Raw genomic sequence first — 23,023 nt, 5'->3', positions numbered from 1 at the left:
TTTCCTACAAAAAATCCTTTGAAAACTCAGTGCTTTTTTAATTCGGCCTACGACACCGCCGAATTATCCTACGAAACGATCAGAAATTTACAGCCTGAACGAACTTGAACGTTTTTGTACGAATGTTATTAATAAAGCACTCACGGCAAATGACGTGAGCACTGGGAGGCCAGTTAATAATATGAGCCAACCTGCCAGACAGCGAGAGGACGATAGAATGCGTCGAACTCAATGACCTTTGAATGGGAGGTCTGCCATTGTTCCCGCCTTTCTCCAGCTCCCGGGCAAACACCCAATGGCAAAAAAGAGCGCTCAAACCGAAACTGCGTTTCTCAGTCATTATCCGAAAAACTCGGGTATAGCTTTTGGCTGTTCAGGAAATGAAGCGATCCTCCATGGGTTCAATTTAGTAAGAGCGGGCATCCCTGTAGTGCCTCAGCTTCTTCTGCATGCCAACGCATGTAATTCATAGGCAAAGGGCGGATGAAAAACTTCATAAGCGAGACACTACGCTCAAATAAAAAATTATTCTTTAGTGCTACCGCGCTCACCGTCTTGCTGAAGCTCTCGGCCATAGCCCCTGCGCTGTTGCTCGGCAAGATTGTTGACAGCTTGTCGGCGATCGGAAACTCAGCCTCAATCGTCGTCAACGATTTACTGCTGGTCCTGTGTGCCGCAGTGCTTCTGCAATCCGTGCTTCACCTTCTACAGACTTACCAGCTCGTTAAGTTTGTGCAGACAACCCTGGCAGACCTGTCTATTGAATGGACCGAAAATATACTGGGCAAGGAATTTGAACAGTTTTCTTCCCTTCGCATTGGCGCCCTCATCAAGTCCGTGGAGCGAGGAATAACGGCGCACGAAAAGTTTTTTGATTTTCTTCATCACGTCCGCCCTGCCTCTTTTAATTGAGTTGAGCCTGATTGCAATCATCTTTGCTTCATTCGGAGGAGCAATGATGTTCACGACCTTGCTGGGTGTTTCTGCAGGGTACATCCTGCTTTATCACCGTCTGGTCTGCTGGCGGCGCCCTTATCTGATTTTTGTTAATGATGAAGAAGACAAGGTGTCCTCCAAGCTATTCGATACCCTGCAAGCGGGCAAAATCATCAAGCTTGAAAAAGCTTCTTGCTTTGCGATGAAACCACTTTGCCAGAGTTACAAGGATTACGCGCATGCGGCAACACAAGTGGCCAGTACCGGTGCTGCTCTAAGCTCAATCAGAGTCCTGTATATCGGGCTGTCCACGGCAGCCCTACTGGCGTGGGGGGTCAACGATCAAGCCTCCGCTGCTCCACAATTGACGGTGGGAGAGTTGGTAGCCGTTTTCTCGCTGGCCGGGATGTTTCTAGCCAACTGCAGCGCCTTGGCCGAAGCCTATCGGGCGCTGGACCAATTCCGAGCAGATAAACAGCGGCTCGGCGAGACGTTGTCGCTGGAAGATCTGATAGAGCAATCCCAGGAGCCCTTACTTGAACCTTTATCAAGCGTGGAGTTAATCGCGCTGACACAGGTGACTGACAGAACGCTTGCTTTCAAGCCTGACCAATCCGTCGCAATCATCGGGTGCAGTGGTGCGGGTAAAAGTACTTTTCTGGACGCGATGGCGGGCACCTACAAGTCGCTCCGCTACGGTATTGCCATAAATGGCAGAGGCATGAGGGCAAGCGACATCGAGGCGTATCTGGACCGTGTTCGCTACTGCCCTCAACACCCGGTTTTTCTTGAAGGGGCATTCGAACACTCCGTCCTTTTCGGTGCCCCCATGTCTAAGCCCCTTACCCGGGTCATCGCGGATCTAGGCATCCTGGAACTGGCGGCCGACAAGTCAATAGCCGAAGGTGCGATCAATATTTCCGGAGGCGAAGCCAAGCGATTGTCACTGCTCCGACTGATCAACCGCCCCGGAGATTTCAATTTGTTCGACGAGCCCACCTCAGCCCTGGATCAGGAGACGGCCAGCCGAGTGTGGACGACGCTGTTCGCGCATTTCCATAAAAGGGGGCTCATTTGCGCAACCCATGATTTGACCGCGCTTTCCCGTTTTGATCGAGTCATTGTTTTGAGTGACGGAGCGGTAATCGCAGACGGTCACTGGAGCGAGTTGCAAAATGATGGGGTTGTTGAGCAGACGGTGACGCAGATACGGAGTTCCTGAACTGATCAAACAAGGGGACTGGGTAATAGCTGACCGTGCCTGACTGGCACGGTCATTAGCGCCGTTATACACGGGTTGGTCACTTATTGATCAGATCGCTCAAAACCCCAGCTTCACGAGGCTCAGAGGGTTCGCAAACATGTTATCCACAGAAGCGCCAACAGCCAATGTGCGTAACTGTGACGCCCGCTGCGGATAATCGCCCTTTGCGTTGGTAGGCCGAGGATAACGTGCCAAAAAAGGTCTGCGAGACGCCGTTGGTTAAAAGTTGATCACTTCCACGTAGGCCCCGTTTTGAAAGGGCTGCAGCGGACCACGAACATCTTATCCACACACCCGCTCACAGAGAATGTGGGTAAGAAAAGGCCTTTCGATTCCTGGATGTGGAAAAAACCTTTAAGAATCCAGGAGATAGAGTGATCAAAAATCAACCACCCCATTGAAAGCCACGCCACCAAAGGCCTGCAGCAATGGCCGAACAGTTTATCCACAGGCGGATCAACAGCCATTGTGGGTATGTCTACATGGACACTGAGATCGACACGTTTAGGAAGCGTCTGACATCCAAGCCCCGGACCGCTCGGTACACTCACCGCACATCAACCGGCGGCAAGGAGCACGCTCATGCATCACTGGACACCGTTCTCACGCAAAGTCGTAATTGAGGCGAACAGCAGGCTATCCAAACGTAAGCAAGGGGCCTCATTTGCTCTGCCCATAGAATTGTTGGGCGTTATCAGCTTTAAGCCCAAGACCACAGAAGAAATCAGGGAAGCATTCCGATCGGCCTCCCGCAGGCTCCGGCAGGAGTGATTGCAGATGACCGAAGAGCGCTACAACTACATCTTCAGCGAGTTAGTGAACGATGAGGACGACATACTCGGCCAACTGGCCTACTCGGTGTATAAACGGCAGAAAATCGAATATATCCATGCGTTCAAGGAGAGAAACGGTACTGATCCGCTGGATTGCGATCTCGTTGCGTTCCACGACATCAGCAACAGCAGTTCGCAACTTGAAGCCTATAGAACCCAGGCGACCCGGCTGGCGACAAACTTTCTGGAGTCCTCGCTGAGTACCGAAACGGACGAGTTGGCAGCGTTTTACTCTTCAAGAGCCGCCAACGACATCCGAATGGCGCGGCCAGGGTTTTGGAAGGGGGCTGCGCAGAGCCTCGTTGGTTCGGGTTTGTTCACTTTACTGGTTGGGTGTCTCGTTTTCTTCGCATGGAGTTTGAAACAGGGGCCGCGTCAGGTCATTGAGCAGGTTTTCGACGTTGTGATTGTTGATGCAGATTCCAGCGGTCGAAAGATGCAGCGAGATACGCCTCAGTCGTGAACGGAGAAAAGGCGCCATCGCGGCGCCATTCGCCGTTCAACGAACTACCCCCTCCTCCACCAACAACTTCAAAATCGCCGCAGCCCCTTCTTCAGCACTAACCCCCTTGAGCACCTGCCCACCGCCTCCGCTCGCCTTCGCCGTTGCGGCTTTCATGCGATCAGCGCCGCTCTTGGCTTTAATGACCTTCAAGCGTTTTGGCCGTGGTTTCGCGGGCGTCAGTTCGGCGCCGGTGAATACCTCGTCGATGACAACCTCGATCTCTTCCACATCAAGCAGACCGCGTTGCGCCGGCCCGTACGCGCTTTGACGAGGCTTGGGTGCTGCGTTATCCACAGTCGCCAGGAACGGCAACCGCACTTTGAGGCGACGGCGCTGACCTCGGGGCAGCGCCTGCAATACCTGTGCGCTGCCGTTGCTCATGGACTCGACTTCGGCCATGCCCACCACCAGCGGCCAGCCGAGTTTTTCGGCCAGCAAATACGGGAGCATGCCGGATCCTTCTCCGGTCTCAGCCTGACTGCCGGTCAGTACCAACTGCACGCCGGACTCGCGAATGTAATCCGCCAGTCCCGGCAATGCATCGGCGCCAGGTGGCTGAGCGAGAACGTGGAGTTCATCGACGCCCATGCCGAGATAGCCGCGCAGCGCGGGCTCCTCGGCATTGCCCGCGTGCAGCACGTGCAAGTTATCCCCAGCCAGTTTCAATCCCAGCTCGACCGCACGCGCATCCTGTTCGGCGCGGCGCGGACGACCGGACGTCGGGTGCGCCCCGACAGACACCAAGCTGATCACGTGCAGCGCGCCTTTATCCACAGTCAAACCCATCTCAGGCTGCATCGCGCTTCGCCCCATTCCGGTAAATGTCGACCGCTTCAATCAGCGCCTCGAGGATTGCAGCGCTCTCACCGATCACCGACAAATCGGCGCGTTTGATCATGTCGCAGGTCGGGTCCAGGTTGATGGCCACAACCTTGTCGCAGGCGCCGATGCCCTGCAGATGCTGGATCGCCCCCGAGATACCCACAGCGACATACACCCTTGCCGTCACCCAGGTTCCGGAGGCGCCCACTTGGCGATCGCGGCTCATGAAGCCATCGTCCACGGCGACCCGTGAAGCGCCTTCCGTTGCCCCCAAGGCGACGGCGGTACGGTGGAACAGCGACCAGTCTTTGACCCCATTGCCGCCTGAAAAGATAAATTCGGCTTCTGACATGGGGATAAGTCCGGGATCGACCGCCACCGCGCCAAGGTCCTCAATCCGTGGCAACGTACGCGCGACGGTTGTGGATAACTCCAGCGGCACTGCTTCGTGGCGCGTTTCGCTGACAGGTTCGGCGCATTCCGCTTGGGCCAGAATCAAGCGTGACACGGGACGCGAAAGGTCTTCCGCGCCCGCACCCGCGCGACCCGTGCAATATTCGCCCGCCACTTGCCAGACACGCGTGGCAGGACGCTCGCCCAGGCTGGCGGCGAAACGGCGGCCCAACTCGCCACCACCATTTCGGCTATCGGGCAAAAGCCAATGATGCGGATCAAACTGGTTATCCACAGCCCGCAAACCTTGCACGCGCTGTTCTGGCGAATACCCCGCAAACTCAGTGCCTTCAAGAATCAGGAGTCGGTCTACGCCAGCAGCGTCGAACCTCGTCTCTTTGTGCTCGCCAAAAATCACGGCCAGCACGGCGCCGTCGGACCCCGCCAAGGCATGGGCCAGACCCAACACGTCCCGGTCATGACTGCTCAAACGACCGCCGACCATGTCAGGCACGACCGCGACATAGAACGAAGGCTCGGCAACCTGATGCAGCGGCAGTTGCACGTCCAACGGTACCGAACGCTTGACCACCCCGCCCTGCTGCGCACCGCTGCGGTCGACGCGCTTAACACCGTTGGGGCCGATAAACCCGATACCGTGCACGTTTTTACGCAGCACTCCGTTGGGGCCCATCCAGCTGGTTTGAACGGGTTGCATGGCAGCATGCAGCGGATGCAACCGGTTACGGGCTATCCATTCAGCGCGTGGGTCGCGGCGAATAATGTCGCTCATCAATGGGCCTCCGCAGGTTCACGTCGAGCCGCTACCGGTTTTGCAGGCGCGGCTTCTTCAAGCAGCGCGTCAGCCACCAGTTCGGCGATGTCCTTGATCATCGGCCGCGGCTCGACCACTCCTTCAAGCATGGCGGTGCATTGTGGACAACCCACGGCCACCAGCTCGGCGCCCGTCTCGCGAATGTCCTCCATGCGCATGTCCGGGATGCGTTGCTTGCCGGGAATGTCAGTGATTGGCGCACCACCGCCGCCACCGCAGCAACGTGAACGGAATCCAGATCGGGCCATTTCCTTGACCTCAATGCCCAGCGCACGCAATACATCGCGCGGCGCCTGGTATTCGCCGTTGTAACGACCGAGGTAGCAAGGATCGTGATAAGTGACGCTATCGCCTTTGTGCTGGCCCAGATTCAGCGCGCCATTGGCGATCAATTCGGCGAGATAAGTGCTGTGGTGCTGTACGACGTAGTGACCATCGAACGCCCCGTATTCGTTTTTCAGCACATGAAAGCTGTGCGGGTCGCAGGTGACGATGCGCTTGAAGTCGTACTGCGCCAGGGTCTGGATATTGCGTCTTGCGAGCATCTGAAACGTTGCCTCGTCGCCCAGACGACGCGCAACATCGCCGCTGTCGCGCTCTTCAAGCCCCAGCACGGCGAAGTCGACCCTGGCGGCTTTCAGCACTTTGACAAACGCGCGCAAGGTGCGCTGGTTGCGCATGTCGAAAGCGCCATCGCCCACCCAGAACAGCACGTCCACGGTTTTCTTGTGGCTCATGACGTCAAGGTTGAGGTCTGCCGCCCAGTTCATGCGCCCGCCCGGGGCGAAACCGCCCGGGTTGTCCGTGGCGATGAGGTTTTCCAGCACCTCGGCGCCCTTGTTGGGAGTAGCGCCTTTTTCGAGGGTCAGGTACCGGCGCATGTCGACGATCGCGTCCACGTGCTCGATCATCATCGGGCATTCCTCAACGCAGGCCCGGCACGTGGTGCACGACCACAGCGTCTCGGCGTCGACCAGCCCGTTGACGATCGGTTGATGAGGATTTCCCCCGTGTTCGCCCACCGGTTTGCCCGGGTACGGGCTGCCGGCAAAGTGCGCGTCAGTGCCGCCTGCCAGCCCGACAACCATGTCCTGAATCAGCTTTTTCGGATTCAGTGGCTGACCAGCAGCAAACGCCGGGCACGCTGCTTCACATTTTCCGCACTGTACGCAGGCGTCAAAACCGAGCAGTTGGTTCCAGGTGAAATCTTTGGGCTTCTCCACACCCAGCGGTGCCGTCCGGTCCGTCAGATCAAGGGGCTTCAGCCCGGTCGAGCGGCCACCGCCGAAACGCTCGGGGCGGCGATGCCACGCCAGGTGCAGCGCGCCGGCGAAGGCGTGTTTCATCGGTCCGCCCCACGTCATGCCGAGGAACAATTCGCAGACGCCCCAGAGCACACCGATGCCCAGGATGATCGCCAGTAACCAGCCACCGAAGTCCGCAGGCAGCACGCCCGCGACAGGCAACGTCACGATAAAGAATGAGGCGGAGAACCCCAGCAGGCTTTTAGGCAGGCGCATCCACGGGCCTTTTGACAAGCGGGTCGGCGGGTGACGACGACGCAGGTACATGAAGATCGCGCCAACGAACATCACGGCGGACACCAGCAAGAGCGCGTAGCCGAGAACACGGTTATGCAGGCCGAAACCATGCACCAGAATCGCCAGGATGATCGACGCGATCGCGCCGCCGGCCGTGGCAACGTGGGTGTTGGCGATGTATTTGTCCCGCGCGACCACGTGGTGCAGGTCGACCATATAGCGCTTGGGCATTGCCAGCAAACCGCCGAGCAGATCGACCTTGGCGGCACGCCCGGTACGCCACATGGCCACCCGCCGCAACACGCCAAGGGCGGCAAGGCCCAACGCAGCAAAGAGCAGGATCGGAAGAAGGGTGTTTAACATGTAGAGCTCCCAAAAAACCTCGGGGTGTCACAAAGGCCGCGTAGGAGCCGGCTTGCTGGCGAACCAGGCGATGCGGTGTCTCTGAGATACCGCGTCATCGTTCTTCGCCAGCAAGCCGGCTCCTACAGAATCTCGCCGTCTTCTGCGGGGCGCACTGTCAGAAGTCCTTGCACAGTCGGAGCGCGTCATAGATCGCCGCGTGGGTATTGCGCTGCGCCACGCAATCGCCGATGCGGAATAACAAATAGCCTTCACCCGGCTGACTCAACGAAGGCTGAGGCTGAATCGCGAACAGGGCGTCGATGTCGATCTGGCCTTTGTTGCGCGAGCCTTCTTTCATGCCGTAATACAGTGCTTCGTCCGGACGCACACCGTTCTCGATCACCACCTGATCGATCACCCGCTCCTCCTTGGCGCCGGTGTATTCGTTTTCCAACACAGCCACCAGCTTGTCGCCCTCGCGGTAGACCTTCTCCAGCATCAGGTCGCCCGTCATGATCACTTCCTTGGGGTACATGCTGCGGTAGTAGGTCGGGAACGACGTACCGCCGATGGCCACACCTGGCTTGATGTCATCCGTGACGATTTCGACCTGACTGCCTTTGTCGGCGAGGAAATCCGCGACTGACATACCGGTAAATTCGCAGATGGTGTCGTAGACCAGCACATTCTTGCCGGGCGCCACTTTGCCATCGAGCACGTCCCAACTGCTGACGACCAGCCCTTCGGCCGCGCCCCAGTGTTCGTTCTGTTCCACAAACGGATGGCCACCGACGGCCAGCACCACCACGTCCGGACGCAGGTCCATGATGGTCGCGATGTCTGCCGCGGTGCCGAGGCGCAAATCGACTTTCAAGCGCGCCAGCTCCAGCTGATACCAGCGCGTAATGCCGGCAATTTGATCGCGTTGGGGCGCTTTTGACGCCGTGGTGATTTGCCCGCCAATGGCCTCCTTCTTCTCGAACAAGGTCACGTCGTGGCCGCGCTCGGCCGACACGCGCGCGGCTTCCATCCCTGCAGGACCCGCCCCGACGATCACCACTTTGCGCTTCACGCCGGTGGTTTTTTCAATGATATGCGGCACGCCCATGTATTCGCGTGAGGTGGCGGCGTTCTGGATACACAGCACGTCCAGGCCCTGGTACTGGCGGTCGATGCAGTAGTTGGCGCCGACGCACTGACGGATCTGATCGACCTGGCCCATTTTGATTTTGGTGATCAGGTGCGGATCAGCGATGTGCGCGCGGGTCATGCCGACCATGTCGACGTAACCGCCTTCGAGAATGCGCGTCGCCTGATTCGGGTCTTTGATGTTCTGCGCGTGCAGCACCGGCGCCTTGACCACTTCCTTGATGCCTGCCGCCAGATGCAGGAACGGCTCCGGCGGGTAGCTCATGTTCGGGATGACGTTGGCCAGAGTGTTGTGGGTATCACACCCCGAACCCACGACGCCGAGGAAATCGATCATGCCGGTCTGGTCGTAGTACTTGGCGATCTCTTTCATGTCCTCGTGGCTGAGGCCATCCGGGTGAAACTCGTCACCGCAGATGCGCAGGCCCACGCAGAAGTCCGGACCGACTTCCTTGCGCACGGCCTTGATCACTTCCAGCCCGAAACGCATGCGGTTTTCGAAGCTGCCGCCCCACTCATCGGTGCGCTTGTTGACCCGCGGGCTCCAGAACTGATCGATCATGTGCTGATGCACGGCCGACAGCTCGACGCCGTCCAGACCACCGGCCTTTGCCCGTGCTGCGGCACTGGCGTAATTGCCGATAACGCGCCAGATCTCTTCGGGCTCGATGGTCTTGCAGGTCGCGCGGTGCACAGGCTCACGGATACCCGAGGGCGACATCAACGTCGGCCAATGGTCACCGTCCCAGCGGGAGCGCCGCCCCATGTGGGTAATCTGGATCATGATCTTGGCGCCGTGCTTGTGCATGGCGTCAGCAAGGTTCTGGAAGTGCGGAATGATCTTGTCGGTCGCCAGGTTGACCGATTTCCACCAACCCTGCGGGCTGTCGATGGCCACGCTGGACGAGCCGCCACAGATGGCCAGACCGATACCGCCTTTGGCTTTCTCCTCGTAGTACTTCACGTAACGGTCGGTAGTCATGCCGCCGTCGGTGGCGTAGACCTCGGCGTGTGCGGTACTCAATACGCGGTTGCGTATGGTCAATTTACCGATCTGAATCGGTTGAAACATCGCTTCGAAAGCCATGACGGAAACCTCGACTTACAACGGCTTGACGACAAACAGGCCGTCGTCGTGACCTTCTTCCGATCCGCTGTAGACCTGCTCGGCCACGGTGCGAACGGAGCTGCCTTTGGGGGCGAGAATCTGGTCCATTGCGCCCGCAAACCAGCCGGTAAACATGTAATCGACCTTGCGCCCGACCTTGCCGTAGACGTAAACGAAACAGGAGTGCTCGAGCTTGATGCTGGCAGTGCCGTTTTCCAGATCAATGTCCTGAATCTTGAACAAGCCCCAGCCGCGCTGGGACAGGCGATTCATGTAGTGCTCAAACACGGCGACGCCTTCGATGCCATGGCATTCGGCTTCTTTCTCGCACCAGTGCCAGGCCGACTTGTAACCGGCTTTATAAAGGATGTCGGCGTAGGCTTCGGCGCCCAGTACTTCTTCGATGCCCATGTGGTTGTTAACGAAGAAATGACGTGGCACATACAGCATCGGCAGGGCATCGGAGGTCCAGACACCGGTCTCGCTGTCGACTTCGATTGGCAATTGCGGGGCGATCTTGGCCATGGAAACTTAACTCCGAAAAAATTCGAGTGGATGCCCTCTCCGCGAGGGGGAGAGGGAAAAATTCAACGTGTGGCGCGAAAGTCCCGAGGCTTATTCGCCCCAGACGTCGCCCAGGATGCGTACCCAATTTTCGCCCATGATCTTGCGCACTACGCGCTCGGAATGGCCGCGTTTGAGCAGGGTTTCAGTGAGGTTCGGAAACTCGCCGACGGTGCGGATGCCCAGCGGGTTGATGATCTTGCCGAAGTTGGTCAGGCGGCGGGCGTAGCCTTTGTCGTGGGTCAGGTACTCGAAGAACTCCTGGCCATGGCCCTGGGTGAAGTCAGTGCCGATACCGATGGCGTCTTCGCCGACGATGTTCATTACGTACTCGATGGCTTCGGCGTAATCGTCGATGGTCGAATCAATGCCCTTGGCCAGAAACGGCGCAAACATGGTCACGCCGACAAACCCGCCGTGATCGGCAATGAACTTCAGTTCGGCGTCGGACTTGTTGCGAGGGTGCTCTTTGAGACCCGAAGGCAGGCAGTGGGAATACGTCACCGGCTTCTTCGATTCGAGGATGACTTCTTCGGAGGTCTTCGAGCCGACATGCGACAAGTCGCACATGACGCCAACGCGGTTCATCTCCGCCACGATTTCACGACCGAAACCCGACAAACCGCCGTCGCGCTCGTAGCAGCCAGTGCCCACCAGATTCTGGGTGTTGTAGCACATCTGCACGATGCCGACGCCAAGCTGCTTGAAGATCTCGACGTAGCCGATCTGGTCTTCGTAGGCATGGGCATTCTGGAAGCCGAACAGGATGCCGGTCTTGCCCAGCTCCTTGGCTTTGCGGATATCTGCCGTGTTGCGCACCTGGATCACCAGGTCGCTGTTTTCACGAATCAGTTTCTGGCTCGACGCGATGCTGTTGACGGTCTGCTGAAAACCTTCCCACACCGAGACCGTGCAGTTGGCCATGGTCAGGCCACCTTTGCGCATGTCTTCGAACAGCTCACGGTTCCATTTGGCAATGATCAACCCGTCAATGACGATGCTGTCGGCGTGTAATTCGGCTGGGCTCATCAGGCGGTCCCCTGGGGTTCTTTAATGGCCGGAAGGTCTACCGGCGCTTTGGGGTCAGCATATGCCTGAGGGTCGGAGGAGCCGGGTGCAAAAACGACAGGGGAATTGCCGAAAGCGTCAAGAAACGACAAAGGGCAAAGGCATGACGACGCAGCAGGTCCTCACGAGAACGCAGCCATTCAGGCAGGGAGGATCGCTCTGGGGCGGAATTCAGAAGTCGGGAAAATGCGCCAAAAAAAAAACGAGGGTGATTAACGTCGTCAATGTGACCAGAGCCACCTGAGCCAACATCATGTATTTGAATTTTTTTGGGAATGTATTGACCTGCTCCAAGTCGATGGCGTCCAGTTTCAGAAACATTTGGGGCCGAAGGAACATCGCGCTGACGATGGCTAACTTTCTGATATCTCCTAGAAACCCGGTTCCGATCTGGAACAAGCTAGAGTCCGTAACCGCTAAACAGTTATCCAGTGATCTATTGATCTTGTTTCGCAGATACAACGTTATCAACACCGTATACAACAGAGTGACTACGAAAAGGATACTCATCGTCAAAACGATAAAGTCATGATCCGCAGAATGAATGGCGCCACCATGACGATAGTGTCCGCTTCTGATTATCATAATGACCTCCGGGCCGATCACAAAAAAGCTGTCAGATGTCAATATCTTCACGCACCCTGCAAATACAACCAAAATACTTACATGCTTACATGCTTACATGCTTACATGCTTACATTGATGATGCCACCCTTTGAAAATAGCTCTCACCAGCGTCGGCTGCTATTTCGGTGCCAATGGAGATATTCTTCAAAGCATATGAAGTCGTTAGAAATCATAAAAGTAGAGCCAGGCACGAAACACCAACATGGCCGTAAAAAAAATGATATTTAGAAAAAACGGCACCACGATCAATAGTTTCCATTTTTTTGGAAAGTCCACTATCTGCCGGACATCAATGACTCCTCGCTTGAGGAACAGCTTAGGGAAAATTAAGACACACGCCACAGTGCCTACCCTATAGACATCTCCGATAAATCCCAAGCCACCAAAAGTGGCCTTGATATCTACAATTATGGAACATCGAGAAAGACGGCTGTCCACCTCGTCCCTTACCCACCAGGTGATGAATAGCAGCACCAATAAGTTCAGGATTCCAGGGATCATTATCGAAGTTGCAACTAGGCCAGGTACGATATCTTTCATTGAGAGACCTCATAGAGTAACTCGCCCGTCATCTCGCCTCCCTTACCTCCTATCTCGCCCCCCAACCAACCCAATATCCCAGCAGTGATGACACCGCAGGCGAGTGCACCCGGACCTGTTGTAAGCCCCAACCCGGTAACGCAAATCACAGTAGCCACTCCCGCGCCGGCCGCAGCGCCCCCCAAATTACCAACCAGCTTACTCCCCTCAACATACTTCGCCTTCGTACACTCATCCTCCCGGCCCGTCGAGCAAGCCGTCTTGATATCAACCGCCGTCGAAGCTGTATCGAGAACTATCCCCACATAAGCTCCTCTTTTTATTAGCTTCGCCGCTTTGGCAACGCCGCTCGTTTTTTCGGCGTAGTGTCTGATCTCGCCAGTGTGCAGGTAGCTTTTAGTTGAGATCCCCAGCATTCGCCGGATTGAGCCTGTGTTCCGCAGTCCTGCTCCCAGACTAAGAAAGCCTTTCAGCAGCTTTTCGAGTTTGTCGAAAAGCTGGCGGCGTTTGGTATAGAACAGATTTCGTTCGATCAGGGTTCCCGAGGCCATGTGTTGCTTATGCAGGGCATCGATGCTGTCGAGCGTGGTCTTGATCTGCTCCAGATGCTTTTCCCAAGCGTCAGCAGCCATTCCGATACCGATGGAGGTATTGCCAAGTAGCCGCGTGATGAGTTCGTGGTTGGCCACGATGAAGTCGTCGCCTCCTGCGTCGTTATCGATGAGGCCCTGATGGGTCATCGTAGCAAGCCTCATGAGTTCGGCTTCTTCAGACGTGCACGCGGAGGTTGAATCATCGGGGACGATGACGATTTCTCCCGCCGCTACGGTGGAATTCCGGATGTGGGCATTAAGCACATCGAATTTATCGGCCGCGCGGCGCCCCAAGGGCAGTTTTGCCTTGATAGAAAAATAGGTCTGCATCTGATCATTGATGAAGCTGTAAGGCCGCGACATAGACGACCCTCACGCGTAAATCGTGTTTTTGATACGGTCCCAGCCACCCGTCACGTTGCCGCCCCCACCACCATCGCTTCGACGCTGCTGAACGTAGTTGGTTTTGATACGCCCGTAATCGAGCTGCACCACTTCGCGGGGCACGCCGTCGCTCGCGCTTTGGGCGTAGTCGGAGATAATCACTTCCTCAAGCACGATTTCGAAATACTTGAGCTTGTCACCACCGGCACGATGTACCGCGATGGTCACTTTTGAAAAGTGCTGACCGGCACAGCTCGCCTGCAGCAGCTTCGCACTGGCAGCGTCGAGGAATTTGGAGATGTTGAAAGTGGTAACAGTGGTTCGGCCTGACGAAGCACCGCCCGCTGAACTGGCCGTCGCCGATGCGCTTTGATGGGTGCCGAAGTTATAGCCGAGGATTTCGATCCAGTTCTTGTGCTGGTCGTCGAGGCTCTCGCCCGGGATGCCGTCGAATTGGATAAACGCGTCGAGCGCCATGAGTTCTCTCCCTGAGTTGCTTGATCGTTATCGTTTCCGAGCGCCGGTTAACAGCACGGATTGGATCCTACCCAAAGAAACTCACTGCAAAAACCCTATTGGAGAAATTCAGACCTTTCCGTAGGACGGTTCTTTTACTTGGTGGACATTCGACGAAGCTACCTACCTGACGCATCAAAAAGGCCAAGCGCCGCGAGCAATAACGACGGGGAAAGTGTCGAAACCGTCAACAAGCGACGCCGGCTCACAGCGTACGGCCGATCCCCGCATTTGATACCTGTTCTTTGCCCCGCGCTTGGGCGAGAATCCATCCATCTCTGACTCGGAAAGTCCCCATGAAAACCATGTTTCTGGCTTTGGCTTTATTCGCGACAGGCGCACACGCAGCAGCCAGTCCGGCCGCTAACCCTTGCGACGGCGTTGAAGAAGATCAGCAGACGCTCGAGTGCTCGGTGTACAGCCGCGACACGGCGGAGAAGTTGCTGACAGAGAATGTTCAGAACGTGCTTGAGCGCGTGCAGACGCAGTTCGGGGCGAACAAGGCGCAGGCTGAAGAGTTCGCCAGCAAACTCAAGGCGGCCCAGGAAGCCTGGAAAAAACTGCGCGACGCTGACTGCGCCGTCGAAGTGTTTCCGGCCAAGCCCGGCACTAAAGAATTCAACATCGACCAGAACGACTGCCTGACCCGCGCCAGCGACGAACGATCGGAATACCTGGATACCGTCGCGCAGTCTGAATAACCGTTAATGCGCTACCCTGACGCCCTTCCCGAGCTCAAGGTATGCACATGAACATCTGCGGTGTAGAAATCAAAGGCAGCGAGGCCATCTTCGCTGTCGCCAGCCGCGCATCCGGCGCGCTCGAACACGTCCCTCTGCCGACCAAGAAAATTGCCCTTGAAGACGACGACGAGGCAGGCAACGTGAAGGCGTTCGCGCGCCAGATCGAGGCATTTGTGCGTGACAACGGCATCGGCCATATCGCAATCAAAAAGCGCAGCAAGAAAGGCGAGTTCGCCGGCGGGCCGACGACGTTCAAAATCGAGACTATTTTCCAGCTGTTAGAGGACTGCGAAGTCATCCTGCTGTCGCCCCAGACCCTCAATGCGCAGATGAAAAAGCACAGCTTTGAGCTGCCGCCAGCGCTGAACAAATATCAGCACGAGGCCTACAAGGCAGCGTGTTCGGCGTTGATGAAGGCGAAATAGTCGCCTCCCTGGCGGTTGCTGCATTGAGACGACTCTTTGCCTGTGAATCAACGGAAGGGTAAACAACCCGGATCGCAGTCAATCAGATCGTTTTCAAAGTCTTGCCGCCCGTACTGCCTGGGGTAATACGAAAAGGACTTGAGGTCGAAGTAGTCCTGCTTTGTCATGAACCGGCGTGACGCCTGAAGGCTGAGTGCTTCGGCGTCTGCCGCAGAGATCTGCGGGCCTGGGTGGACATGGGTGATACCGGTTCGCTCTGCACTCTGGGGATCGACGAGTCTAGCGCCCATCTGCTGCACCTCACGGCTGAAGACAGCGGACGCGTCGGGTGAGCCAAATATAACCACCGGCCCAACGGATACGCCCTTGATGGCGGTCGCGTGATCGTCCATCCAGCGCAAGGTCTCTTCGTGCGTACGCAGCGTCTCGCCGGCATAGATCAAAATATTCAGTTTTACCCAGACGCCGTTATCTCGACAGGCGTTGATGAGGTCTGACGCGGATCTGAGATATTTATCCGGGTCCTCGGTTTTGCCCATGGCGAGCAGTTGGGTCGCGCATGCGGCCTCCATTCCCAGATCGATGACCTTGAGCCCGGCGGCGGCGAGCGATGCGACGGTCTGGACTTTCATTGCATCGACGCGTGTCTCGCATCGCCAATTTACCTTGAGCTGTGCTTTCCCGACTTCGGTCGCAAGATCGTCAGCCCACTTGCGATTGGGGGCAAAGAAAGACGACTGAATATAGGGCCGAATGCCTTCGTCACCGTATTGTTCCATGACTTCGCGCATGTGCGACGCGAGCACGTCGGGATCCTTCAGGCGGGTCAGCGCGATGTTTCGTTCTGCGCAGAAATGGCATCCCCTCCCGCATCCTCTTGATGCCTCGATACTGGGCTGAAATTCGGTGAAGTAGTCGACCAGTGGATGATGAAGATTGAAGTCGGGCACGGACCTGCTGTTCAAGTCGTGTACGTGAATCGCATCAGGCTGGCTGACGAGACGGGTGATCTCGTTCCCTACCAAGCCATGTATGAAAGTGTCCACAGACGGCAACTTCGAACGGATCCAGGCCGGATCGGAATCCACCACCCAACGCCCGCCAACAATTATCTTTTTCGACGGCAGCAGTTTCTTCACACGGTCAGTGAAACGCTGCGACCAGGCGAGCGCGTAAAAACTTGGAATGGACAACAATAGAGGTCCGACAACGCGCAGACGTCCATCTTCAAACAAAGACTGCGCAAACACTTCCGGGCTAACGTGCCCGCCATGTGCAAGCGATGTCTCATGGCCGGCGTTATGGAGAAGGGTCGCAAGCGTCAGCGCTCCGTAATTCAGATACTGCTGACGCCGAGCAATGATGCTGTTTCTTTTCTTGGGGTTTTCCATTCCCGCAGACACTATCAACACACGATTCACGTGATAACTTCCCTGTTGTTAAAACCGCTTTGGCGATGCCGGGGCAATTTATCGCCTGGGCCAACAGGGGTCTATAAACAGTGCGTTGAAAAAAACGGTGGATTCGGAGCGAGCGGAGCCATTGGATGTATAAAGCCAGGCGTACCAATAACGGGAACATCCGTCTCGCGTCGCTCAAGCGCGCTTATGAGCGCTCCCTTCGTTGTAGCAGCCACTCGCCGAGCGCCTTGTCCTCCAGTGCATATGCGCCGCGGCTGGATTTCCACACGAGCTCTTTGCCACGGAGCGCATCGATCGCCGCTTGAATGGTTTGGGTACCAGGCACCACTTCGCTGCCCAACGTTTCCAACGCCTTGCCCACTGCAAGTAAGGTCGCATCAGCGAAGGGGGCGAATGGCTGGTTATCGCGGCCCCGGTCAGCCATCACTTCCAGCACAGCGCGCTGTGGCAATGTCAGGGCGTTATAAGCGCTCTCGAACTCCTCCCACACGCCCGCCCGCAGCAACCGGGCACTGTCCTGCAGCAGTTGGCCCAGGTTCTCGGCGTCTCCCAGCTCAAGCGCCACATCGCCGATGATCGAGCGCAGCATTTCAGGGCGACGCCCTACCAGCTCGAAGGCGGCATCGATATCGGCGGCGGAAAACTGGTTGGTGAGCGCCAAGTGGCTGTTGAGGTGGGCTGTGTAGGCCTTGGTGAAGTCTTTGCCCAACAGCGGAAATGGTGTGATGCTCGAGCCATAGAACGGTTGATTTTTGTTCAATACCAGATGGGCCAGCTTGTCTCGGTTCGAACCCGTCAACACTAGCCGCAAAGCGCCGTCGCCTTGCTCATGACCTTGATTGAGCTCGTCCCGTGCGGCCTTCAATGCAAACATCGCGTTGACCCCGGCCTCGCTGGTCAAGGCGTGTTGGGCCTCATCGATGATCAGCACGATCATCTTCTGCGATGCACTGTGCAACAACTGCAAGGCCTGCGTTAACGTCGAGCCCACTGGCAATTGCGGCCTTGTGAAATCCCACGACAGCGTGCGCAGGAAATTGAGCTTATCTATCCCGGCTGATTTGGCGAGCTTGCGAATGCCTTTTTCGTACGGCACGAGGGCAACCGCGATTGCTGAGCTAATCAGGTCGGCAGGGTCCTGTTCCCGATCGGCCCAGAGGTCAACGTACACCGGCAGCCAACCTTGGTCGAGACACTGCGGAACCAAGTCCTCGCGCAGGAAGGTGCTCTTGCCAGTGCGACGTGGCGCCGCGAGGAACAGCCCTGATGAATAATCGTGCAGACCTTCGCCGGTCAAACCTGCTGCGATGGTGGACGCGAGGCTGCTACGCCGGAATACGAAACCACTGCGCCTGGTCATCATTTATACCCAATTATCTTAGAAACCATAATTTATGGTCGTGAGTATAATTGACAATAATCAGGAGTCAAACAGCCTTCACCTCGCGTATGCGCCCCCTGTCCTCCCTCGGGCACACAACAAATTTCGCCCTGTAACTGCGGGTGAAATAGGACGGCGACTCAAACCCGCAGGCGATGCTGACTTCCAGCACGCTCATGTGGCTCTGACGCAGCAGTTGCCTGGCTTTTTCCAGGCGCAGGCCGAGGTAGAAATTGCTCGGCGTGTCGTTAAGGTGCAAGCGAAACAGCCTCTCCAGCTGACGTCGCGTTACTTGAATGCCTTCGGCCAGCGCCAACGTGCTCAGCGGCGGCTCGGTGTTGAGCTCCATGACGCCGATGACCTGCACCAGTTTTTTGTTGTTGATTCCATAGCGGGTCGCGATCTGCATGCGCTGGTGGTCTTTGCGTTGGCGTATGCGCCCGAGTACGAACTGCTCGGAAACCTTGATCGCCATGTCCGGCCCATGCGCCTGCCCGATCAGGTCGAGCATCATATCGATAGACGCCGTGCCGCCGGCCGAGGTGATGCGGCGCCGGTCGATCTCGAACAATTCCTGCGTCGCTTGTAACCGGGGATAGGTTTCCTTGAATGCATCCAGCGCTTCCCAGTGCAGGGTCAGGCGATAGCCGTCCAGCAGACCGGCCTGCGCGAGCACGAAGCTGCCGGTGTCGATTGCACCCAGCGTCACGCCTTCCCGATCCAGACGACGCAGCCAGTGTTCCAGTACCCCTGTGTAAAACTCCAACGGGTCGACGCTGCCCATGACCCAAAGTGTCGCGCCTTTTTTCAACGGTTCGAGCGCGGCGTCAGCGTTCACCGACATGCCGTTGCTGGCAATGACCGGACCGCCATCGACACTCAGGATGTGCCAGCGAAACAGCTCACCACCAAAGCGATTGGCGACGCGCAACGGCTCCAGCGCCGACACGAAGCCCATCATCGAAAAGCCGGGCATGAGTAGAAAGTAGAAATCCTGGGACATCGTTGGCGCGTTCCTTGGGATTCGGCGTGAGGTATTCAGAGACAGTCCCGATTCTCGGGCCCGATCATCAAATACACCTCTTGCCGATTGGCAGCAACAGCACAGGTCGCTGCTGTGCAAGACCTTGTCGCCGCTGTGCGTTTTGAGGGGCTCGCCGCTGCGTAGCGTTGCACCTCAAAAGCGGACCGCAATGTCTGCGTCACCGCATGGCCTGCAAGGAACCTCACCCATGAATCACGACGTCATCATCACCTGCGCACTCACCGGTGCTGGCGACACGACCGGTAAGAGCCATCTGGTCCCGATCACGCCCAAACAGATCGCCGCAGCGGCGGTCGAGGCGGCCAAGGCCGGTGCGACGGTTGTGCACTGCCACGTGCGCGACCCCGAAACAGGCAAGTTCAGCCGTGACGTTGAGCTGTACCGCGAAACCATGGATCGCATCCGTGAAGCGGACATCGACATCATCGTCAACCTGACCGCCGGCATGGGCGGCGATTTGGAGATCGGCCCGGGCGAGCGGCCGACCGACTTCGGCCCCGGTACCGATCTGGTCGGTCCGCTGACCCGGCTGGCGCACGTTGAAGCGCTGCTGCCGGAAATCTGCACGCTGGACTGCGGCACCCTCAACTTTGGCGATGGCGACACCATTTATGTGTCCACGCCCGCGCAACTGCGGGCCGGCGCCAAGCGTATTCAGGCGCTGGGTGTAAAAGCCGAACTGGAGATTTTTGACACGGGCCACCTGTGGTTCGCCAAGCAGATGATGAAAGAAGGCTTGCTGGACAATCCTCTGTTCCAGCTGTGCATGGGCATTCCATGGGGGGCGCCGGCGGACACCACCACAATGAAAGCCATGGTCGACAACCTGCCTGCCGACGCGGTCTGGGCTGCTTTCGGCATCGGCCGCATGCAAATGCCCATGGCCGCGCAGGCGGTACTGCTCGGCGGCAACGTGCGGGTCGGTCTGGAGGACAACATCTGGCTCGACAAAGGTGTACTCGCCAGCAATGGCGCACTGGTCGAACGCGCCAGCGAAATCCTCAGCCGCTTGGGCGCTCGCGTTCTGACCCCCGCCGAGGGGCGCGTGAAAATGGGGCTGACAAAGCGGTTTTGAGCCCGTGTCCACGTCCTGCCTCGTCCCGCCTCGTCCCGCCGAACCATTCACAAATCATTCGAGCACCGATATGACCTTTATCACCACCATCAGAACCTTCGCGGCCTTGGGCAGCGGTGTCATCGGCAGCGGCTGGGTGGCGCGCGCGCTCGCTCATGGCCTGGATGTCTTGGCATGGGACCCCGCCCCTGGAGCAGAAGCAGCTTTGCGCAAGCGTGTCGCCAACGCCTGGCCAACGCTTGAACAGAAGGGCCTGGCGGCAGGCGCCTCTCAAGAGCGCTTGCGCTTCGTCGACACCATCGAAGAATGCGTCCGCGACGCCGACTTCATTCAGGAAAGCGCCCCGGAACGACTGGACCTCAAACTCGATCTTCACAGCAAAATCAGCGCGGCCGCCAAGCGTGACGCGATCATAGGTTCCAGCACTTCCGGCCTGCTGCCGTCAGAGTTTTACGAGAGCGCCACGCACCCGGAACGCTGTGTGGTGGGCCATCCGTTCAACCCGGTTTATCTGTTGCCCCTGGTGGAAGTGGTCGGTGGAAAAAACACGGCGCCGGAAGCGGTGCAGGCGGCGATCCAAGTTTATGAATCGCTTGGCATGCGCCCGCTGCACGTGCGCAAAGAGGTCCCGGGTTTTATTGCAGATCGCTTGCTCGAGGCATTGTGGCGTGAGGCGCTGCACCTGGTGAATGATGGCGTTGCGACCACCGGCGAAATCGACGACGCCATCCGTTTCGGTGCCGGCCTGCGGTGGTCATTCATGGGTACTTTTCTGACCTACACCCTGGCCGGCGGCGATGCAGGCATGCGCCACTTCATGGCGCAGTTTGGACCGGCGCTGCAGCTGCCGTGGACCTATCTTCCGGCGCCCGCGCTGACCGACAAGCTGATCGACGACGTGGTCGACGGCACCTCCGATCAGTTGGGCAGCCACAGCATCGCGGCTTTGGAGCGGTATCGCGATGATTGCCTGCTGGCAGTGCTTGAAGCGGTAAAAACCACCAAGGCCAAACATGGGATGGCGTTTGGGGATTGAGCTTCACATCGCCAAAACCGGGCCTAGTTTGGACCAGCGCATTCCTGCAGGGGAAATACTCTTCTTCGTCCAGCCAAGACCTGTGGGATCGAGCTTGCTCGCGAATGGGCCCGTCCAGCTCACCAAGATTTCAGCCTGGGGAATCCTATGCCTGCGCTCATTACCTATAAAACCCCGGTCCTCGCCGATTGGGTCGACTACAACGGCCATCTGCGCGACGCGTTCTATTTGCTGATCTTCAGCTTCGCCACAGACGCGTTCATGGACCGTATCGGCCTCGCCAGTGATGATCGGGACGCAAGCGGCCATTCGCTGTTCACGCTCGAGGCCCACATCAACTTCCTGCATGAAGTGAAGCTTGGGGAGACGGTGGAGGTGCGTTCGCAGATCGTCGGACACGATCGCAAGCGCGTGCACCTCTATCACGGGCTGTACAAAGCAGATGGAGGCCTTGAGTTGGCAGCGAGCGAGCAGATGCTGCTGCACGTAGATCTGGCGGCTGGGCCGAAATCAGCGCCGTTTAGCGAAGCGTCGTTGCAGGCATTGCGACTACTGAGCGAAGCCCAACATGACCAGCCGATGCCGTCCTATGTCGGGAGAGTCATCGGACTGCCGAAATAGCATTCGCGGATAACAGACACAAAAAAGCCCGCATCGCTGCGGGCTTCTTCATTTCGGCAAATCGATCAAAAATCGATCAATTAACCTTGGCGTTCAACTCGCCTTTGGCATAACGCTCGAACATCTTCTCCAGGGAGATCGGCTTGATCTTGGAGGCGTTGCCAGCGGTGCCGAACGCTTCGTAACGGGCGATACACACGTCGCGCATGGCCGATACGGTCTTCGCCAGGTATTTACGCGGGTCGAACTCGCTCGGGTTCTTCGCCATGAACTCGCGGATGGCACCGGTGGACGCCAGACGCAGGTCAGTGTCGATGTTGACCTTGCGCACGCCATGCTTGATGCCTTCGACGATCTCTTCGACCGGCACGCCGTAGGTTTCTTTGATGTCGCCGCCGAACTCGTTGATGATTTTCAGCCATTCCTGCGGAACGGAAGAAGAGCCGTGCATCACCAGGTGAGTGTTCGGAATACGCTTGTGGATCTCTTTGATCCGCTCGATTGCCAGGATGTCGCCGGTAGGCGGCTTGGTGAACTTGTAGGCGCCGTGGCTGGTGCCGATGGCAATGGCCAGTGCGTCGACCTGCGTTCTTTTGACGAAATCGGCCGCTTCTTCCGGATCGGTCAGCATCTGGCTGTGATCCAGCATGCCTTCTGCGCCGACGCCGTCTTCTTCACCGGCCATACCGGTTTCCAGCGAGCCCAGAACACCCAGCTCACCCTCAACCGAAACACCGCAGGCATGGGCCATGGCGACGGTTTCCTGAGTGACGCGAACGTTGTAGTCGTAGTCAGCGGGGCTCTTGCCGTCTTCGCGCAGCGAACCGTCCATCATCACTGAGCTGAAGCCCAACTGGATGGAGCGTTGGCAGATGGCCGGGCTGGTGCCGTGATCCTGGTGCATGACTACCGGGATGTGCGGGAATTCTTCGATTGCCGCGAGAATCAGGTGGCGCAGGAACGGAGCGCCAGCGTACTTGCGCGCACCGGCCGAAGCCTGAACGATCACCGGAGAATCGGTCTTGTCGGCCGCTTCCATAATGGCGCGCATTTGTTCCAGGTTGTTCACGTTGAATGCGGGGACGCCGTAGCCGAACTCTGCTGCGTGGTCCAACATCTGGCGCATGCTGATAAGTGCCATTGTCTGTCTCTCTCCCGGTGGGGTCGTTAATCGTGCGTGCCGTAGTGACGGCTATTCAAATTATAGGGGCGGATAGCTTGCTCGCCGCCCGGTGTTGCCTCGATCGAACCGC

At 57.5% G+C, this 23,023-nt stretch carries 22 protein-coding genes; 8 read left to right on the top strand and 14 right to left on the bottom strand.

Features of this window, described 5'->3' with window-relative positions:
• The first annotated feature begins 483 nt into the window (after positions 1 to 483).
• The 3 genes from VF672_RS06210 (at position 484) to VF672_RS06200 (ending at position 3,496) form a co-directional block, all read left to right on the top strand.
• Positions 484 to 912: a hypothetical protein gene (locus tag VF672_RS06210; protein WP_331102565.1), complete on the top strand. Its 429-nt coding sequence runs from the start codon at positions 484 to 486 to the stop codon at positions 910 to 912.
• Positions 872 to 2,158: an ATP-binding cassette domain-containing protein gene (locus VF672_RS06205; RefSeq protein WP_331102563.1), complete on the top strand. Its 1,287-nt coding sequence runs from the start codon at positions 872 to 874 to the stop codon at positions 2,156 to 2,158. The genes VF672_RS06210 and VF672_RS06205 overlap by 41 nt, the downstream gene beginning before the upstream one ends.
• A gap of 819 nt (positions 2,159 to 2,977) precedes the next feature.
• Complete coding sequence (locus VF672_RS06200) at positions 2,978 to 3,496, top strand: hypothetical protein (protein WP_331102561.1); 519 nt, start codon at positions 2,978 to 2,980, stop codon at positions 3,494 to 3,496.
• Between the two features lie 36 nt (positions 3,497 to 3,532).
• Here VF672_RS06200 and VF672_RS06195 read toward each other — a convergent pair whose 3' ends face one another.
• The 10 genes from VF672_RS06195 to VF672_RS06150 all read right to left on the bottom strand — a co-directional run bounded on the left by VF672_RS06195 (position 3,533) and on the right by VF672_RS06150 (position 13,984).
• Positions 3,533 to 4,336 carry an electron transfer flavoprotein subunit beta gene (locus tag VF672_RS06195; RefSeq protein ID WP_331102559.1) on the bottom strand — a complete coding sequence of 268 codons (804 nt, stop codon included), beginning with the start codon at positions 4,334 to 4,336 and terminating at the stop codon, positions 3,533 to 3,535.
• Positions 4,326 to 5,546 carry an electron transfer flavoprotein subunit alpha/FixB family protein gene (locus tag VF672_RS06190; protein WP_331102557.1) on the bottom strand — a complete coding sequence of 407 codons (1,221 nt, stop codon included), beginning with the start codon at positions 5,544 to 5,546 and terminating at the stop codon, positions 4,326 to 4,328. Before VF672_RS06190 ends, VF672_RS06195 begins: the two co-directional genes overlap by 11 nt.
• Positions 5,546 to 7,492, bottom strand: a complete 1,947-nt coding sequence (gene dgcB, locus VF672_RS06185; RefSeq protein ID WP_331102555.1) for a dimethylglycine demethylation protein DgcB — start codon at positions 7,490 to 7,492, stop codon at positions 5,546 to 5,548. The genes VF672_RS06190 and dgcB overlap by 1 nt, the downstream gene beginning before the upstream one ends.
• A gap of 157 nt (positions 7,493 to 7,649) precedes the next feature.
• Entirely contained in the window at positions 7,650 to 9,710 is a 2,061-nt protein-coding gene (gene dgcA / locus VF672_RS06180) for a dimethylglycine demethylation protein DgcA (RefSeq protein WP_331102553.1), read from the bottom strand.
• A gap of 15 nt (positions 9,711 to 9,725) precedes the next feature.
• Positions 9,726 to 10,256 (bottom strand): DUF5943 domain-containing protein, encoded by a 531-nt coding sequence (locus VF672_RS06175; RefSeq protein ID WP_331102551.1) that lies wholly within the window; start codon positions 10,254 to 10,256, stop codon positions 9,726 to 9,728.
• 90 nt (positions 10,257 to 10,346) lie between these two features.
• Positions 10,347 to 11,324 (bottom strand): dipeptidase, encoded by a 978-nt coding sequence (locus VF672_RS06170; protein ID WP_074886739.1) that lies wholly within the window; start codon positions 11,322 to 11,324, stop codon positions 10,347 to 10,349.
• 210 nt (positions 11,325 to 11,534) lie between these two features.
• Positions 11,535 to 11,762 carry a hypothetical protein gene (locus tag VF672_RS06165; RefSeq protein ID WP_331102548.1) on the bottom strand — a complete coding sequence of 76 codons (228 nt, stop codon included), beginning with the start codon at positions 11,760 to 11,762 and terminating at the stop codon, positions 11,535 to 11,537.
• A 390-nt stretch (positions 11,763 to 12,152) separates the two neighbouring features.
• Entirely contained in the window at positions 12,153 to 12,530 is a 378-nt protein-coding gene (locus VF672_RS06160) for a hypothetical protein (protein WP_331102546.1), read from the bottom strand.
• Positions 12,527 to 13,486 carry a hypothetical protein gene (locus tag VF672_RS06155; RefSeq protein ID WP_074886729.1) on the bottom strand — a complete coding sequence of 320 codons (960 nt, stop codon included), beginning with the start codon at positions 13,484 to 13,486 and terminating at the stop codon, positions 12,527 to 12,529. The genes VF672_RS06160 and VF672_RS06155 overlap by 4 nt, the downstream gene beginning before the upstream one ends.
• Positions 13,487 to 13,495: 9 nt before the next feature.
• Complete coding sequence (locus tag VF672_RS06150) at positions 13,496 to 13,984, bottom strand: type VI secretion system tube protein Hcp (protein WP_331102543.1); 489 nt, start codon at positions 13,982 to 13,984, stop codon at positions 13,496 to 13,498.
• A gap of 335 nt (positions 13,985 to 14,319) precedes the next feature.
• Between VF672_RS06150 and VF672_RS06145 the strand changes: the two genes are divergently transcribed.
• Together VF672_RS06145 and VF672_RS06140 are read left to right on the top strand one after the other, a co-directional pair.
• Positions 14,320 to 14,724, top strand: coding sequence for a lysozyme inhibitor LprI family protein (locus VF672_RS06145; RefSeq protein ID WP_331102541.1), 405 nt, complete (start codon positions 14,320 to 14,322; stop codon positions 14,722 to 14,724).
• A gap of 47 nt (positions 14,725 to 14,771) precedes the next feature.
• Positions 14,772 to 15,191, top strand: coding sequence for a DUF3010 family protein (locus VF672_RS06140; protein WP_331102539.1), 420 nt, complete (start codon positions 14,772 to 14,774; stop codon positions 15,189 to 15,191).
• A 47-nt stretch (positions 15,192 to 15,238) separates the two neighbouring features.
• Here the strand turns inward: VF672_RS06140 and VF672_RS06135 are convergent, their stop codons facing one another.
• The 3 genes from VF672_RS06135 to VF672_RS06125 all read right to left on the bottom strand — a co-directional run bounded on the left by VF672_RS06135 (position 15,239) and on the right by VF672_RS06125 (position 18,996).
• Positions 15,239 to 16,612: a B12-binding domain-containing radical SAM protein gene (locus VF672_RS06135; RefSeq protein WP_331102537.1), complete on the bottom strand. Its 1,374-nt coding sequence runs from the start codon at positions 16,610 to 16,612 to the stop codon at positions 15,239 to 15,241.
• Positions 16,613 to 16,796: 184 nt separating this feature from the next.
• Entirely contained in the window at positions 16,797 to 17,972 is a 1,176-nt protein-coding gene (locus VF672_RS06130; protein ID WP_331102535.1) for a hypothetical protein, read from the bottom strand.
• Between the two features lie 67 nt (positions 17,973 to 18,039).
• A complete protein-coding gene (locus tag VF672_RS06125; RefSeq protein WP_331102533.1) occupies positions 18,040 to 18,996 on the bottom strand; it encodes a GlxA family transcriptional regulator in 957 nt (318 codons plus the stop codon).
• A 229-nt stretch (positions 18,997 to 19,225) separates the two neighbouring features.
• On the opposite strand from VF672_RS06125, the gene VF672_RS06120 reads away from it, so the two are divergent.
• The 3 genes from VF672_RS06120 (at position 19,226) to VF672_RS06110 (ending at position 21,770) form a co-directional block, all read left to right on the top strand.
• Complete coding sequence (locus VF672_RS06120) at positions 19,226 to 20,113, top strand: 3-keto-5-aminohexanoate cleavage protein (RefSeq protein WP_331102531.1); 888 nt, start codon at positions 19,226 to 19,228, stop codon at positions 20,111 to 20,113.
• 70 nt (positions 20,114 to 20,183) lie between these two features.
• Entirely contained in the window at positions 20,184 to 21,149 is a 966-nt protein-coding gene (locus VF672_RS06115; RefSeq protein WP_331102529.1) for an L-carnitine dehydrogenase, read from the top strand.
• Between the two features lie 147 nt (positions 21,150 to 21,296).
• Positions 21,297 to 21,770 carry a thioesterase family protein gene (locus tag VF672_RS06110; RefSeq protein ID WP_331102527.1) on the top strand — a complete coding sequence of 158 codons (474 nt, stop codon included), beginning with the start codon at positions 21,297 to 21,299 and terminating at the stop codon, positions 21,768 to 21,770.
• Positions 21,771 to 21,846: 76 nt separating this feature from the next.
• Here VF672_RS06110 and fba read toward each other — a convergent pair whose 3' ends face one another.
• Positions 21,847 to 22,911: a class II fructose-bisphosphate aldolase gene (gene fba, locus VF672_RS06105; protein WP_331102525.1), complete on the bottom strand. Its 1,065-nt coding sequence runs from the start codon at positions 22,909 to 22,911 to the stop codon at positions 21,847 to 21,849.
• Between the last annotated feature and the right edge of the window lie 112 nt (positions 22,912 to 23,023).

Source organism: Pseudomonas sp., assembly GCF_036387035.1.
Taxonomy (GTDB): Bacteria; Pseudomonadota; Gammaproteobacteria; order Pseudomonadales; family Pseudomonadaceae; genus Aquipseudomonas.
The sequence above is the reverse complement of the archived record's forward strand: the minus strand, read 5'-3'. Positions and strand labels throughout refer to the sequence as shown.